Annotated in this window: 13 protein-coding genes; 2 read left to right on the top strand and 11 right to left on the bottom strand. The window is 59.3% G+C overall.

Annotated features, from left to right (window positions below; all coding sequences use genetic code 11):
* Positions 1-97 precede the first annotated feature (97 nt).
* Positions 98-1,294 (bottom strand): O-antigen ligase family protein, encoded by a 1,197-nt coding sequence (locus ACLH0I_RS03590; RefSeq protein ID WP_411386321.1) that lies wholly within the window; start codon positions 1,292-1,294, stop codon positions 98-100.
* Positions 1,295-2,401 carry a capsular biosynthesis protein gene (locus tag ACLH0I_RS03585; protein WP_411386320.1) on the bottom strand — a complete coding sequence of 369 codons (1,107 nt, stop codon included), beginning with the start codon at positions 2,399-2,401 and terminating at the stop codon, positions 1,295-1,297. It lies immediately after the preceding gene.
* A gap of 153 nt (positions 2,402-2,554) precedes the next feature.
* On the opposite strand from ACLH0I_RS03585, the gene ACLH0I_RS03580 reads away from it, so the two are divergent.
* A complete protein-coding gene (locus ACLH0I_RS03580) occupies positions 2,555-3,187 on the top strand; it encodes a toluene tolerance protein (RefSeq protein WP_411386319.1) in 633 nt (210 codons plus the stop codon).
* 8 nt (positions 3,188-3,195) lie between these two features.
* Here ACLH0I_RS03580 and ACLH0I_RS03575 read toward each other — a convergent pair whose 3' ends face one another.
* The 3 genes from ACLH0I_RS03575 to ACLH0I_RS03565 are packed head-to-tail and all read right to left on the bottom strand — an operon-like array spanning position 3,196 to position 7,125.
* On the bottom strand, positions 3,196-4,482 hold the full coding sequence (locus ACLH0I_RS03575) for a capsule biosynthesis protein (RefSeq protein WP_411386318.1): 1,287 nt from the start codon (positions 4,480-4,482) through the stop codon (positions 3,196-3,198).
* Positions 4,479-5,384 carry a glycosyltransferase family 2 protein gene (locus ACLH0I_RS03570; protein WP_411386317.1) on the bottom strand — a complete coding sequence of 302 codons (906 nt, stop codon included), beginning with the start codon at positions 5,382-5,384 and terminating at the stop codon, positions 4,479-4,481. The genes ACLH0I_RS03575 and ACLH0I_RS03570 overlap by 4 nt, the downstream gene beginning before the upstream one ends.
* Positions 5,377-7,125, bottom strand: coding sequence for a carbamoyltransferase C-terminal domain-containing protein (locus ACLH0I_RS03565; RefSeq protein WP_186708065.1), 1,749 nt, complete (start codon positions 7,123-7,125; stop codon positions 5,377-5,379). Before ACLH0I_RS03565 ends, ACLH0I_RS03570 begins: the two co-directional genes overlap by 8 nt.
* Positions 7,126-8,582: 1,457 nt before the next feature.
* On the opposite strand from ACLH0I_RS03565, the gene ACLH0I_RS03560 reads away from it, so the two are divergent.
* Positions 8,583-9,005 carry a hypothetical protein gene (locus tag ACLH0I_RS03560; RefSeq protein WP_250962798.1) on the top strand — a complete coding sequence of 141 codons (423 nt, stop codon included), beginning with the start codon at positions 8,583-8,585 and terminating at the stop codon, positions 9,003-9,005.
* Positions 9,006-9,688: 683 nt separating this feature from the next.
* On the opposite strand, the gene ACLH0I_RS03555 is transcribed toward ACLH0I_RS03560, so the two are convergent.
* Genes ACLH0I_RS03555 through waaC form a run of 6 tightly spaced genes read right to left on the bottom strand, consistent with a single transcriptional unit; the run spans position 9,689 to position 15,617 of the window.
* Positions 9,689-11,149, bottom strand: coding sequence for a lipopolysaccharide kinase InaA family protein (locus ACLH0I_RS03555; RefSeq protein WP_411386316.1), 1,461 nt, complete (start codon positions 11,147-11,149; stop codon positions 9,689-9,691).
* Positions 11,149-11,901, bottom strand: coding sequence for a lipopolysaccharide kinase InaA family protein (locus tag ACLH0I_RS03550; protein WP_411386315.1), 753 nt, complete (start codon positions 11,899-11,901; stop codon positions 11,149-11,151). Before ACLH0I_RS03550 ends, ACLH0I_RS03555 begins: the two co-directional genes overlap by 1 nt.
* Positions 11,898-12,632 carry a lipopolysaccharide kinase InaA family protein gene (locus tag ACLH0I_RS03545; protein ID WP_411386314.1) on the bottom strand — a complete coding sequence of 245 codons (735 nt, stop codon included), beginning with the start codon at positions 12,630-12,632 and terminating at the stop codon, positions 11,898-11,900. Before ACLH0I_RS03545 ends, ACLH0I_RS03550 begins: the two co-directional genes overlap by 4 nt.
* Positions 12,632-13,438 carry a lipopolysaccharide core heptose(I) kinase RfaP gene (gene rfaP / locus ACLH0I_RS03540; RefSeq protein WP_186708074.1) on the bottom strand — a complete coding sequence of 269 codons (807 nt, stop codon included), beginning with the start codon at positions 13,436-13,438 and terminating at the stop codon, positions 12,632-12,634. The genes ACLH0I_RS03545 and rfaP overlap by 1 nt, the downstream gene beginning before the upstream one ends.
* A complete protein-coding gene (locus tag ACLH0I_RS03535; RefSeq protein WP_411386313.1) occupies positions 13,435-14,559 on the bottom strand; it encodes a glycosyltransferase family 4 protein in 1,125 nt (374 codons plus the stop codon). The genes rfaP and ACLH0I_RS03535 overlap by 4 nt, the downstream gene beginning before the upstream one ends.
* On the bottom strand, positions 14,559-15,617 hold the full coding sequence (waaC, locus tag ACLH0I_RS03530; protein WP_411386312.1) for a lipopolysaccharide heptosyltransferase I: 1,059 nt from the start codon (positions 15,615-15,617) through the stop codon (positions 14,559-14,561). The genes ACLH0I_RS03535 and waaC overlap by 1 nt, the downstream gene beginning before the upstream one ends.

The following is a 15,617-nucleotide window of genomic DNA, read 5'->3' as shown; positions in this document are numbered from 1 at the left end:
TGCAGATTGTAACAGCGAACCAATTGCAACATTGGCCCAGCCAGGATGAAGGAGTGGGAGTGCCGTCAGGAGGGCTCCTCACGGCACGGCCGCATGGTCAGGAGGCAGGAACACTCCCATTGGAAACCTTGATGTCGGGGTTACCCCGAGCCGCCAATACTATGCTCAGCGCAATGGGCAGCCAAGTAATCAGCCAGTCCGCGTTGGGCTTGAGCCATAGGCCAATGCCATCTGTCAGTAATGACACGCCGGAGAAGACCCACAGTATCAGCAGCACCTGACCCAGCGGTTGCGCACGCGAAATCCAACCACGCCAGCCCGCAGCCAGCCATAGCAAGCCATACAACATCAGGCCAGGCACACCGAGACGTACACCGGTATCCAGGAAAAGGTTATGGGGATGCTTGAATGGTCGCCGGATTTCGGCGACAGGAATGAGATATTCATGGAAACCCAGCCCTGTTGCCCAATGCTCCAACATCAATCGAATGCCAGCGCCCCATAGCTCTGGACGATAGGACACACCACGCTGCAGAAAGATTTCCGGCGCGAATACGGCGATCAATGCGATCCCGGCAATCACCGGAGCGATCAATGCCGCGGCCAGTCGCGACGGTCGCGCCACGCCCGCCATCAACAGACCGGCCAGCAGGCCGATCCATACACCACGGGTCTGGTTGAAGCCCAAAAATACCGCGTACCCCAAGGCAGGAATGATCAGAAGCATCATCACCCAAGGGCTGAAACGTTTGGTCTGCAACATGAGTGTGCCGATGATCGCAAGGGCTCCCACCGCATGCGCGGCAGGGATGGCGGTGTCCCACAAACCGATCGCAAGTACTCGCGCGCTGAAAGGCCGGGCGCTGAACGGGTAGAAATAGACCCAAGAGGCCAACGCAAAAACACCGCCCACGATTGATGCATACAGCAACATCGACTCGAACCGCCATGCACGGTTCTGTGCCGCCAGCAATATGCCAGACAGCGTCAGTGTCACATAGATCGTGACCTTGACCTTGCCAAGGACGTTCTCTCCTCCCTCGATCCAAAGCACCAGCAATGTCCAGGCCATGAACAATGCGTAGAACACGCACTCGGGCTGCTTGAACAACAACCGGAAATCCCGACGGAACAACGCCAGCAAGGCAGGCAGCCACAGCAGGAAAATCAACAACTGGTGATAAAGCTTGTTTTCCGGCAGTACCCAAGCACCACATAGAAGAACCAGAAAGCCAATGGATGCCCATGCCACCAGGACATCCTGGTCGATAAGTCTTTTTATATTGTTCAACATTCAGGTTCTGCTCAGAATCCGATCGGCGACCCGTTGCAATTGAGCCTGATCGGCATTTTTCCAGCTGCCCTTGATGCAGTAGCTCTCGGAAAGATAATGAAGGAAGTTGCGCCTCAAGCGCTCATCGAGCGGCCATTGCGGGAATCCACGGGCCAGCGCCATGACCTGGTCGGCATTTTCGGCATGCATCACCAGCCCTTCAATATTGAAAAAGGCTTGGCCAAGCGTGAGCACGGGCTTGCCCAGCAGCAGGCTTTCCAGCCCCACGGTCGAATTGACCGTGATCACGAACTGACTGGCCTCGATCAACTGTTGCGTGGCATTGCCGTTGGCGAAGAGCAGGCGTTCATGGGTGCGCTCGTGCAGCTCGGGGTAGGTCTCGCGGCTGGACGGGTGCTCCTTGAACACCACAGTCATGCCCGTCTCCTCGGCGAGTCGCTCGCCTAAGGCAAACATATCGCGCATGTTCCTGATCCAGGGGGAAAACAGGCGGACCTGACTGTCGCGATCATCCTGGAACGGAATGAAGACGAACTGCGCGGGCAGCATGATCGGGGCCGGTCCGGCGCTGCGTGGCGCACGAGGAATCAGCACCGGCGCAGCTTGGCTTTCCGGCACTGGATGCGGGTAATCGAGGTAGAAACTTGCCTCGCGCGGAACCGCGTTCAGGTAGTTCACGCCGCGCGGATCCACCGTAGTGGTGTCGGGCAACAGGCCGTTTTCGAAGAAGAAGGTCTTGCAACCGGCCGGCGCCAGTGCCGCCAGCAACCGGCAGTAACGATGGGCGCCGTTCCAGAACGCCAACGCATCGGGGCGCTCCCGGTCAAGCAAGGCCTGGGCGCGCAGCGCCATCCACAGGAGTTCGAGGCGTAGCAACAGGCGATACAGCGTGCCATTGTTTTTTTTCTTGACCCGACGCTCCTCGCATTTCTCTTCGATCAGGCTCGGCCAATCGATGCGCGAAACAATCCTGGAGATTCGCAGAGACCTTGGCCAGGGCATGTGTTGAGGAGAAACGACTTTACCTTGCAGCTCGGTTTCGTTGAGCAAGCGATTGAAATAAAGACCCTGGTGCTTGGCCAGGGAAATGAACAGCGTTTTCGTCATGGAATATCCAGAAAGACGGCGCCAGGCGAGCCGTGAACAAGGCGAACGCCCCGGTGAAAATTGACGCGACTATACCACAGCGGTTTTTGCCGCCTGCACACTGCGCTAACATACCCGGCTGCCCCTCCCATCGGGCCAAGCCTTGGAGCCTTGATGCAAACGCTCGACCCTACTGTTTACCTCGACCTGCGCGAAGGTGCCGATGTCCTCGAAGCCGATCGCCAAGGGGATAAAGTGCTGCGCCTGGTCGATGGCTCGATACTCAAGCTGTTCCGGCGCAAGCGTCTGCTGACCTCCGCGCTATGGTCGCCGTATGCCAGGCGCTTTGCCGACAACTGCCAGGCCTTGCACGAGCGCGGCATTGAGTGTCCGCGGGTTCGCCAGGTCTTTCGCATTCCCTCCATCGAGCGTGACGCGGTCCATTACGACCCGCTGCCTGGTCGCACCCTTCGTCAATTGCTGGACGGGGATGCCCCTGCCGACCTTCAGGCACGACTCGGTGAGTTCATGGCTGGCCTCCACCAGAAGGGCATCTATTTTCGCTCCGCGCACCTGGGCAACGTCGTGCTGACACCTGAAGACACCCTGGGGCTGATCGACGTCGCCGACCTGAGGGTCTATGGCAAGCCGCTGCGCAAAGGGCTGCGCCTGCGCAACTTCAAACACATGTTGCGCTACCGCCAGGATCGCGAATGGCTGCTCAGGGACAATCGGTTCCTGGAGCACTACCTCAGCCATCAGCAGACCTGCAACGAACGGGAGCTGAGGCTCGCGCTCGGTACCTGAATCGCCAGTCAGCCGGCGGCAGGCAGCCTGGATAATTCGAAGTCCTGCGCGGGATCCCTGTCGCGCAACAAGTCATCGACCAGCTCGACGGTCTTTGCCAACCCCTTGGAGCCGTGTACCAAGTGATAATCGGCGAAGCCGCGGGCCTTGACCACGCAATCCGTATAATCGCGCTCTAGCGCCTGCAACTGCTGGGAAAAAGCCTGCTCGTCGCGCACTTGCGGCCCGAAGAACAACGCGTGGGAAAAAATATCCACATCGTTGCCAGCATTCACATGTATCACCGGCCGGCCTGCCAGCCCCGCCTCGATGCCGGCATTGGACATGATATTGACGACTACGCTGGCCTGGGCAAGTGCCTGTGCCAGCGAGCAGTCGATATCCAGCAGCTCAATGTTGGCGAATCGCGTCGCCGCGTCGATCCAGAATTGCGCCTTGCTGCGCGGGTGGCGCTTGAACAGCAGGCGATAATGCGGATTGCGCCCGGCCCAATCGCGCAGCAGCCGATAGGTATCCTCATAACCGGACTCTTTTTCTCGATCGGGCCCTACCCCCAAGACCAACAATGTCTTGATGCAGGGATCAGCGATGGGCAGGTCATAGCTTTCATCGACAAGGTAGGAACCGACCAGCACCACTGTCGACTCACCGAACCGCAGTCGACGCTCTTGCAAGGCTTCCAGCGAACTGCGCCCGAAGACGCCGTAATAATCGTAGTCGTTCATGCCCAGCCGGCGGGATGACTCCAACGTCGTGGCATGGGCCAGGTGCAGCAACCGGGCACCCCGCGCGGCCAACGCCAGGCGCAGGAACGGCGCGTGGAGGCTGCCATTGCGTTCGTTGATCAATACTTTGGGTTGATAGGTTTCCACCAGCCATTGAGCGTGGGCGGCATAGACCAGGTAACGCAGGGGTACGACCTGTGGCGGCGCCACGAGCATGCGCTGGGCGCACGCGTCGGCGGGAGCGCGCAGCGCGGCCTCCGTCAGTTGATGGCCGCGCTTGCGCAGGGCATCGATCAGCACGTTCTTGCGCTGCAGTGCCATGGACTTCGGTGCCGAATGCAACAGCAGCACTTGGCAGGGTGCCGCGCCTGTCGAACGCTTCAGGCACGCCTTGGCGCGCAGTCCAGTCGCGACATCCACCAGCACATCACGAGCCAGTCGCAACAGGCTGCCAAGGCGACCGTGACGCTCGCGCAGCACTTTCCAGCGATAGCGGTCCAGTTCACGCGCCTTTCGGGCCCAGCTTCCGTCGGCCTGGAACCTATTGTCGTCAGACCTCGAGGCGCTCACTTGAACAACAACCGGATGGCCTTGCGCGTGTAGGACCAGCGCGTGATAGACCGAAGATCGGTACGAATGGCCTGGGCATAAAAAACCTTGGCATTGGCATAGTCGCCGGCACTGTAGCAATCGCGGAACAACGACAGGCATCGCTGGGCCATGAAGGCTTGGCGCAGGTCCTGCAGTTCCTGCGGCATGCGTGCCGGGGAAAACACTTCGTCCACCATGCCCACGCCCGCCGCCAGGCTCTGCCTGAGGTCATGGCGCATGCTGTCGCCATGCTTGTGGATCAGCGCCAGCGGCTTTGGGAGTACGGTGCACGGAAAACGCGCCAGCACCTGGGCAAACACCGGGATATCTTCGACGTTGCGCAGATGCTCTGGGTAGTTGCCCGGCCCGAATACTTCGCGATGCATTGCACAGGCACCGTTGGACAGCGTCACCGTCTTGTCCAGCAGATAACCCCGAACACGCCCACGCGGTGTGGTCGGTAGTGGCTTTACTTCATGCTCGACACGACGTCCGTCCGCAAACACCGACCAGTGGCCGCCGATGACCAGGCGAGTCTCGGGATGACTGGTTATATGCTGGGTCACCGCGGCAAGGGCACCGGGTGCCATCTCATCATCGGCGTCGAGGAAGATCAGGTATTGCCCCCGAGCCTCCTCAATCCCGCGGTTGCGGACCGATGACAGACCGCCGTTGGGCTTGCGCAAGGCTCGGAAGCCCCCGGCATGTTCGGCCTGCAATTGCTCCAGGACCTGGGGCGTTGCATCGGTGGAACCATCGTCGATCACCAACAACTCAGCCTGGGCTTGGCTCAACTGCGCAATGACTGAATTCACCGCGCGAGGCAAGGTCTCGGCGTAGTTGTAGGCCGGAATGATGACACTGACCAGCACTTCAGTCATAAGCGTCCACACCGTCCTTGACCACCAGAATGTCTTCCATGATCAGGTACTGCAGGTCGGAACCGAAGAACATGTTCAGCGCGTCGGTCGGCGAGCAGATCATCGGCTCGCCACGACGGTTGAGCGAGGTGTTCAGCGACACGCCATTGCCAGTCAGGACTTCCAGGGCCTTCATCATGTCGTAGTAGCGCGGGTTGTATTCGCGCTTGAGCACCTGGGCCCGGGAGGTGCCGTCTTCATGGACGACTTCCGGCACGCGGGTTTTCCATTCCTCGGCCACTTCGAAGGTGAAGGTCATGAACGGTGCCGGATGGTCGACCTTGATCATCTGCGGTGCAACGGTGTCGAGCATCGACGGGCAGAAAGGCCTCCAGCGCTCGCGAAACTTGATCTGTTCGTTGATGCGATCGGCCACGCCACTGGCGCTTGGGCACCCGATGATCGAGCGACCGCCCAAGGCACGCGGGCCAAACTCCATGCGGCCCTGGAACCAGGCCACGGGGTTGCCGTCGACCATGATCTTGGCGATGCGCTCTGGGGTGTTGTCGATTTTGCGCCACTCAGGCTTGCTCGGATGACGGGCGCACGCGGCGATCACATCTTCGTTGCTGTAGGCGGGGCCGAGGTAGACGTGTTCCATCTTCTCCACCGGCACGCCACGGGCGTGGGACACATAAGCCGCCGCCCCCACTGCCGTGCCGGCGTCGCCGGAAGCCGGTTGCACGAACAGCTCCTTGACGTCGTCACGGGCGATGATCTTCTGGTTCAGCTTGACGTTCAGCGCACAGCCACCGGCGAAGGCCAGCTTGCCGGTTTCCTTGAGCACGTCACCCAGGTAGTGGTCGATCATTTGCAGTGCGAGCTTCTCGAACAGCGCCTGCATGCTCGCCGCATAGTGGATGTACGGTTCGTCGGCAATGTCGCCTTCACGTTTCGGACCGAGCCACTCGATCAGTTTCGGCGAGAAGTAGAAGCCCTTGCCCTTCTCTTTATAACGACGCAGGCCGATTACGTTGGCGTAGTCGGTGTTGATCACCAATTCGCCGTTTTCGAACGAGGCCAGGCGCGAGAAATCGTACTTGCTGGCATCGCCGTAGGGCGCCATGCCCATGACCTTGAATTCGCCATCGAGCATTTCAAAACCGAGGAACTCGGTAATCGCGCCGTACAGGCCACCCAGGGAGTCCGGGTCGAAGAATTCCTTGATCTTGTGGATCTTGCCGTTTTCGCCATAGCCGAAGAAGGTCGTGGCGTACTCACCCTTGCCGTCGATGCCCAGGATCGCGGTTTTTTCCTGGAAACCCGAGCAGTGGTAGGCGCTGGAAGCGTGGGCCAAGTGGTGCTCGACCGGTTCGATCTTGATCTTTTTCGGATCGAAGCCCAGTTGTTCCAGGCACCAGACAATCTTGCGGCGATAACGCTTGTAGCGACGGTTGCCCATCAGGATCGCGTCGAGGGCGCGGTCCGGGGCGTACCAGTAACGCTTGGCGTAGTGCCAGCGCGCTTCGCCGAACAGGCTGATGGGGGCGAAGGGGATCGCCACCACATCGACGTCGGAAGGCTTGATGCCGGCCTGCTCCAGGCAGAACTTCGCCGACTCGTAGGGCATGCGGTTCTTTGCATGTTTATCGCGTACGAAGCGCTCTTCCTCGGCCGCCGCGATCAGCTTGCCGTCAATGTAAAGCGCTGCGGAAGGATCATGGCTAAGGGCGCCGGACAGGCCAAGAATCGTCAATGCCACAGGGTCTAGCCTCTTATGTCTGCATACGGGCGACAAGCGCCGCAAAAAATGGATGTGCCGCGCATCAGGGGTGCGGGGCAGCTAAAGGGCGGGATTATAGCGTAAAAGCGGCCTTAAGCCTCTAGCGGTGAGTGGGGCCTGCGAGGCGTTGCCAATAGACCAATGGAAAACCTGCCCACCGGATAGGCGGCTCGCTGCGATGATGTTATTTAAAAAGCCATTTATGGGCATTCATAGTCATGGTGGCCGAGACCAGTAGTCATGACATGGATTGCTTCATAACCATCGGCGGTGGGCAATCTCACGGTCATACGCCACACATCCGCAGCCCCCACATTCCACGCATGAAGTTTTTCATTACTTTGTAAGGCTGGTACTGAGTGGTTGATGATCCGCGCAAACCGTACGACGTAAAAAACGCGAAGATGTCCGATACAGCAAAAGCACAGCTCTTAAAAAGGGAGCCATACGGCTCCCTCTTCCAAGAATACAGCGAAGAGAAAAGCTTTATGGGAAAGGCTTCTTAAATGCGCAAGCCTCGACCGATCCGTCTTCAAAAGTCACCTCGCCATACAACCTGCTAAATGTTCTATCGTCTGCTTTCAAAATAAACTTTGCAGTATCAACCGTAAACCACACGGTTGAGCCTTCTGAAGGGACATCGTAATGGAACCCAGCGTCATGTATCGCGCCGCCCCCCAATTTCGATGCGAGATTAAAGGAGTCCAATCGACCCTCCATCTTTCCTGAACCTGAGTCTGCCGAAGTGATAATCAGGTCTCGATAAACGCCCGCTATAGCCTGCTCACTATTTCGCCGGCATATAAGTGCTTGCTCCTGTGACATATGAATTTCCTCAGTAAATTCTTCACCCTGTCAATTCAATATTGACAGTCACCCAAAGATAAAAAAAACAATTAAAAATCAAACTGTCAAGACTGACAGTTTTTTATTGTTTTTTGTTATCAACCACATCACCAAAAATCATAAAGCGCTCTTTTTGCCCTCTAAACTAAGCCGCTGTGCTGCGGAACAGTGCTGCGCTAACTCGCCGGCGTCTTGTCACTTCGCAGCGCCAGAAGTCTGACCTAACACAGTAGGCTGCTCACGACAGCTGAATATATAGGTCATGGATCGCTTACGTTTGATCGACCCAAATACCGGCAGCGCAACATTATCGAATGCATGAGCGGTTGCTGAAAGAAAGCCACCGCATCGTCACACGTCTCGACAAGCTCGAGAAAAGCACGCAGCCATGGTCTCACTGGCTTGTTCCATGCGTTGTCTGGGACATCTCTTTACGTACAGAGCCTAAAAAATCACATCAATAGCGCAACTGATTATTAAAAACTGTCGTAGTTGACAGGCCCCAATGGAAGCAACGCCATCTAACATCTCATTGCAAACAGAATTTATGGATGTTTGCACTAAACAGCAAAACTTTGGAGAGAAACAACATGAGAACGTTATTGCTCACGACTGCGGCGGTTAGCTTTCTATGCTTCAACATGAGTGCGCACGCACTTAATGAAACTTGCTACTATCCTACACACAACCCTAACACTGGCCAGATGGAAGACGGGGCACAAAAACCTATCCACATCGATATCCAGCGTCCAGACAGCGGAAAAATGTCGGAATCTGCGACTTACAATGCCAGCGGGTCGAGAACTCCTAGCGGGCAAATTGGATATGAATGGAAAGAGGGAACGGGGGGATTACAATACACATCATTTTCGGATGCAATTATAACGGTCACTCCTATACCCAAAAATCCAGGCGAAGGAGGTGGCCGTAACGTTTTCACTAAACTAACAATTCATGATCCTGTTTGCGGCTTTTCCCAATCGACCGAATTCAACGTAAATTTTTATGAATAACACGAGAATATCGGTATAAAAAATAGATATATTAAAGCCTCGCCTTTTAACGTCCAACGCTTTGCGTTGGACGATATTTACAGGAAGCGGGAATACAGCCATGAAAAAAAATCCCACATAGTCAACCTTCCTTACCCAGGCTGCAAAAAACAGTTGAAAAACTCCCTTTGCCAGGTCGCTCATCACATCAGACCGAACGCTCAACCGCTTTCGGCAACCGCCCCCTCAATGACCCGATACACCGCACTGTTCTGCGGCCAGGCGCCACTGGGCCAACGTGTCTAATAGGACGCAAGATCCAAAGCAAAGCAAGAGCGGGGTAAGTAGGCCTCTATGGAGCTGAACCACCGCTAGCGCGAGCAAGCTCGCTCCCACATGGTTTTGCGGATGCTCACAATGTTTGCAGACGATACAAAAAACTGTGGGAGCGAGCTTGCTCGCAATAGCCGATAGCGGCAGTCCATTTCAAACCCGAGTCCGCCCCTTTCTCAGCCTAAAGGTGTACGCGGTCCGTGGCGAGGGAGCTTGCTCCCGCTCGGCCCTGTAGGAGCTGGCGAAGCCTGCGATCTTTTGATTTTTCGCTTGAGACTCAAGTGCCTGGGGAAAGATCGCAGCCTCGCTTCGCTCGACAACTCCTACAGGCGCAGCCCAGCGGGAGCAAGCTCCCTCGCCACGGTGCCCGGTTACAAGACAGATGGCGCGCTATCGACGCCCTTCGGCATCCGCTGATCGATCACCCGATACAACGCACTGCCCTGCGGCCAATTGCGCATGAACCGCGCCCGATCCCGGGCGTAGGCCGGGGCGAAGCTGGCCTGGCTACGGTGCTGGCACATGGAGTCGAGGTCGATGAGCGCCCAGCGATCGTCTTGCCAGAACAGGTTATGCCCTTTGAAATCACCGTGACTGATGCGCTCGCGAATAAGGTCGGCGAACAAACGATCCAGCGCCAGCAGCTCAGTCTCGGGGGCTTCGCCGCTCTCCACGTAAGGGGCGAAGCGCTCGATGATATCTGGGCCAGGCAGGTGCTCAGTGACCAGATAGGCACCACGACGCAGCCACAGGAAACGCTTTTCCAGCAGCGCCAGCGGCTTGGGCGTGGCAATGCCGAGGAAGGCCAGGCGATGGCCTTCGCGCCAGGCATGCCAGGCACGGCTCGGACGCCAGAAGCGCTTGAGCCAATGGGCGAACCCCTTGATGTTGTAGCGCTTGATGATCAGTGTGCGGCCGTTCGCAACCACTTTTCCGACACTCGCCGCGCCGCCGGTCTTGTACAGGTGGCCTTGGTCGAGCAAGGCATCGGCCTGCTCGAGCACGGGCGTCATCGCGGCCTCTTCTTCGCGGCGGATCGCCCGCAGCCCGAACGGCCCGCGCTGCACACTGAAAAGGCTGCACTCGCGCCCGACTTTTTCAAGAAAGTCCTTCAGTCGCCAGGCGTGGACCTTGTCGATCTGCTTTTGCAGCGCTTCCATGGGCAGCGCGTGTTCAGCGTTGCCCAGCAGGTAGTGCACCAGCAGTTCTTCGGTGAACGGCTCGATGGATTTGGGAAGCTGGGCAAAGAATACGCCCAGGTTTTCCAAGACTTTTTGCCGCGACAATGGCTGGCCGGGGGTTTCGACGCGAATGCCAGCGCCATCGATAAGATAAAGCTTGCCGCCGTGGCGCAACAAATTGTCCAGGTGCAGGTCTTCCTGCCACAGGCCTTTGCTGTGCAGCCGCGCAATCGCGTCCAAGGCCTCGGCCAGCACCGCCGTTTGCTCATCCGCCAGTATCGGCAGATGTTCGACCTGCTTCCAGGCGTCACCAAGACTCTCGGCATCTTCCAGAAGCTCGAACAGCAACCAGCCACCTTCGCCTTCCTTCAAGCCATCGGCCAGTAGCAACGGCGTCGTCAGCCCCTGCTCCGCCAGCAGGCGAACGCCTTGAAGCTCACGCTGGAAATGTCGGGGTGCCTTGCTGCCCACCAGCAACTTGGCCAACACCGGGCGGCCTCGCCATATGCCGGCGCCCACGTAGCGCTGTCCTGGCAAAACCCGCAGCAGCGTCAACAACTGCAACTGCGCCGGGCCGGCGGCGTCCGCCAGCTCCAGGCTCAGGGGCAGGCCAGGATTGCGACCGGCATTTTTCAGTTCGGACAAAAGCATCAACGAGCCTCCTTGTCGCTACGTCGGGCGGCCAGCCGGGTCATCCAGCTGTCGACGAGAGCGCTGTCGAGCGGCTGCTCCAGATAAACAGACAGCAATTGACGCACATCGTCGCTCTTCCAGGCGCCTGCCCGTCGCAACAGCGGCTCGAGGTCCTTGACCCGGTCACGTTGGCCGAACAACAGCGGCCGGGTTTTCTCCAGGTCAATCAGCTGTGCCTGGTAGTGACCGTCGGTGGCTTGCAGGAAAATATGCTTGGGATAGAAGCAGCCATGCATTTGATGGGCATTGTGCAGGCGACGCGCCAAGTGACCACAGGCTTGAAGGATGCCTGTACGTTGTCCGGCACTCAGCGTCGACCAGCGCTGCAGCAGTGAATCAAGGTCATCCCAGCCGTCCAGCGCACGCGTCAGCAGGACCGCCCGTGCCTCGCCGTTCACTTTGCGCTGGCCGTAGAACACCGCTTGCAGCGCGGGAATGTGCAACTGCCGATAACGGCTGATATTGCGAAACTCCCGGGAAAAGCTCGGTTCGCCAAACGGGTGGGACCAGGTCCGGGTCAGGTAATTGCTCTGGCGCTTGAGGTAATAACCCTGCCCTTCCAGCTCCAGCCGGAACACGCTGCTCCAGCCATCGCCCGAGGTGTTGGGTTCGTCCACCGCTTCCAGTTGCCGCGCCCACAACGCCTCGAAGCTGTCCAGGCCATGACGTTGCAACAACGCCCGATCTTCAGCGGCCAAAAAATCAGTCATTCACGCCCCTCGAAAAATCTCACCACGTGGCGGATGCGCTTCTTGTCGCACGCATCGAGCCGGTCGCGCTGGCGATATTGCAGGTAAAAACGCAGGCGCTGCGTGGCCGACAAATGGTATTTGGCCACTTTATCCAGGCACGCCAAGTCCTTGGTGATACGGTACTTGAGCCAGAAACCGCGCCAGAAATCGCCGTTCGGGCAGTCGATCAGAAACAGCTGCGAACGGTCGTCGATGAGCAGGTTGCGCCACTTGAGATCGTTATGGGTGAAGCGGTGGTCGTGCATCGTTCGCGTATAACCGGCCAGTTGCCGGCTGACGCTATCGACCCAGGCACGGTCCGCCAGCCTCGGATCGTGGCGCTCGGCGAGGGCCGAGAGGTCTTCGGTATGCGGCAATTCGCGGGTGATCAGCGCGCCACGGGCATAGGTCGCGCCGTTTCGCTCCAAGCCCCAGCCCACGACTTCAGCGGTGGGGATGCCCCATTTGGCGAAGCGCTTGAGGTTCTGCCATTCGGACTTGACCCGTGGCTTGCCCAGGTAGCGCCGCAAGCCTTTGCCGGCCCCGACGTAGCGCTTGACGTAATAATTCACGCCGTTGCGCTGTACCCGGATCACCTCGGACAACGGGTCGCGGGTCAAGCGCTCCCCTTGCAACGCGAACACCGCTTCGAGGCTGCCAAAATCCCCTGCCAACTCGGCATATGCCGGTTCCAGATTCCAACCCGACATCAGAGCGCGTCCCCGTACCGCTGCTTGCGGGCATAGAGCTTGTTGGCCTTGCCTTCGAGCCAGGCCAGCAGCGAAGCCTCTTCAGCGAGGATTCGACGCAGCGGCTGTTGGAAATAGCCTTTGAGAAAACGCAGTTTGTCGCGGCGGGTCAGACCGATGTCCAGTGCCGAAAAATACAGCGCCGCCAGGTCCTTGTTGCGCCAGCGAGTGGTGATGGCTGGACGGGTCTGGGCGCGGTGCAGGTCGATCACCGAGAGCTTGAAATCCCCAGGTGTCACCGGTTTGTCGGTGTGCAGGAGGAAGTGGCAGATGTAGCAGTCACGATGATTGACCCCGGCGCGGTGCATCATGCCGGTCATGCGCGCCACTTCGGCGATCAGCGCACGCTTGAGCGTCGGCTGCGGCGGCTGCTTGACCCAGTCGATGCTGAAGTCTTCGAGGCTGACGGTCGGTGCCAGCTCTTCGGTGACGATGAACGAGTGCTGGTCCGCCGGGTTGCTGCCCTTCTCGCCGTAGGCGACCGCCGTCATGGTCGGCACACCCGCTTCCTGCAAGCGCTGGATCGCCTTCCACTCCTGCCCTGCGCCGAGTACCGGCAGCTTGGCGGTGAACAGGTTCTTGAAGATCTCGCCCCAACCGATTCCGCGGTGGATCTTCACGAAAAAACCGCGACCGTCCACCTCCGTGCGCAAGGTGCGCCGGGCCTCCAGTTCGCGATAGACCTCGCCCTTGAGCGCTTCGACTTCGGCGAACGCATCGCGCCCGGCCCAAAGGCTCTTGAACGGTTCGGCCAGCATCAACTTCATTGCGCGTGCTCCGCCAATATCACATCCGCCGCGTGCTGCGGCATGCTGTAGAGGTCGGCCGTCTCGGCGAAGGCCAGACCGTTGCGGCTCCAGGCCGCCCGTGCCTGGGCGTCGTTCAACATGCGCCCCAGGTAGTCGGTGAGCTGGGCTTGTTCGAACGGCTCATCCAGCACCAGGCCACTGTCGGCCTCGGCGATGTAATGGGCGTACCCACACACCGCACTGACAAGCACCGGCAACCCCGCCACCAGTGCTTCGAGCAATACGGTGCCGGTGTTCTCGTTGTACGCCGGGTGGATCAACAGGTCGGCGCCCAGCAGGAAACGCGGGATATCGCTGCGGCCCTTGAGGAATCGCACGTTGTCGCCCAGACCCAGCGCGGCGCTTTGCAGTTGGAATACTTTGGGGTCGTCCTGGCCAATTACAAACAGCCGGGTGCGTTTTCTCAGCTCGGCTGGCAACGCGGCCAGGGCCTTGAGGCTGCGATCCACGCCCTTGGTCTTGAACCCGGAGCCGATCTGCACCAGCAGCAGGTCGTCGTCGGCCAGCTCGAATTCGGCCCGGAACGCGGCGCGAATCTCGTCGGCGTGGGCGGGCCGGCGACGGTCCTGGGCGATGCCCGGCGGCAGCAGGTGAAAACGTTCCAGCGGCGTGCCGTAGTGCTTGATGAACAACGGCTGCTGGACTTCGGAGATCATCAGGACTTCGGTCTTGGCATCCTTGGCGAACACGGCCCGCTCATACTCGGCGAAATGCCGGTAGCGGCCCCAGCGCCGGTACAGCGAATTGCGCAGGTTCTGCGCCTTGTCTTCGAAGCAGCCGTCGGCGGCGTAGTACACGTCCAGGCCGGGCATTTTGTTGAAGCCGATCAACCGGTCTACCGGGCGCTTGGCCAGGTCGGCCTCCATCCACGCAGTGAGCTTCTCGTTGCGACGATGATTGAACAGCGCCTTGACCGGCGCCACCAGCACCTCGAAGCCTGGCGGCACGTCACCCTCCCAGATCAGCGTGTAGACGCGGATCTGGTGGCCGCGTCGCTGGCACTCCAGGGCGATGCGCATGAAGTCACGCTGCAGGCCACCGAAGGGGAAATACTTGTAAAGGACAAAAGCCAATTGCATCAGCGCGACTCCTCAGCCAATAACGTGCTCAGGTGGCTGGCAACACGCTCGGGGTTCAGACGCGTGAAGCACAGGGGCTGCTCGCGTTTCAGGTCAAACCGCCGGGCATCCTCGGCGGTTGGCGGATAAGTGCAGTGTTTCTGCATGCACGGCGCGCAAGGGAAATCACTGGCGAGGTGAATCTGGCCCCTGCCATAGGCGCCGGTCAGCACCGGATTGGTCGGGCCGAGCAAGGAAATGGTCGGCACGTCCAGGGCCGCGGCCAGATGGCCGAGGCCCGTGTCCACGGCCACGCAAGCCTGGGCCCCGGCAAGCACCTTGCCCATGCCGCCGAGGTTCAGCTTCGGCAGTACCAGGGCGTTGCGCAGCCCGTTGGCGATGCGTTCGGCCCGGGCCTTCTCGGCAGGGTTGCCCCACGGCAGTTTGACGACCACGCCGAACTGGGCCATGCGCTCGGTGAGCTGGCGCCAGTAAAGCTCGGGCCAATGCTTGGATTCCCAGGTCGTGCCATGCAGGAACACCACATAAGGGTAAGGACGCGGCAATTCCACCAATCGGTCGATGTCGAGGCCATAGCTGCCTTGGGTTTTCGGTAAGTCATAGCCCAGCGCCAAGGCGAACAATTGACGCACCCGCTCGACCGCATGTTGACCACGGGCCACGGCCAGGCGACGCGAATAGAAGCGCGCCGCGAGGGGCTCACGCGCAGAATCCTTATCCAGGCCAGCCACCGGCGCCTTGACGTAGCGGGTCAGCCAGGCACTTTTCAACAGGCCTTGGGCATCGATCACCAGGTCGTACTTTTCGGCGCGCACGTTCTGCTTGAAGCGTCGCCATTCGCCACTCTTGATGGTTTGCCAAAGGTTCTTGCGCCAGCGACGGATCGCCACGGGAATGACCTTGCCCACGGCCGGGTGCCAGGTGGGGATTTCGGCAAAGCCTTCTTCCACCACCCAGTCGAACTTGATGCCGGGAATCGCCCGCGCCGCGTCGGTCAGCGCCGGCAACGTGTGGACCACATCCCCCAGCGAAGAGGTCTTGATCAGCAATACCCGCAA

The organism is Pseudomonas sp. MPB03, from assembly GCF_046605385.1.
Lineage (GTDB): Bacteria > Pseudomonadota > Gammaproteobacteria > Pseudomonadales > Pseudomonadaceae > Aquipseudomonas > Aquipseudomonas zanjanensis.
The sequence above is the reverse complement of the archived record's forward strand: the minus strand, read 5'-3'. Positions and strand labels throughout refer to the sequence as shown.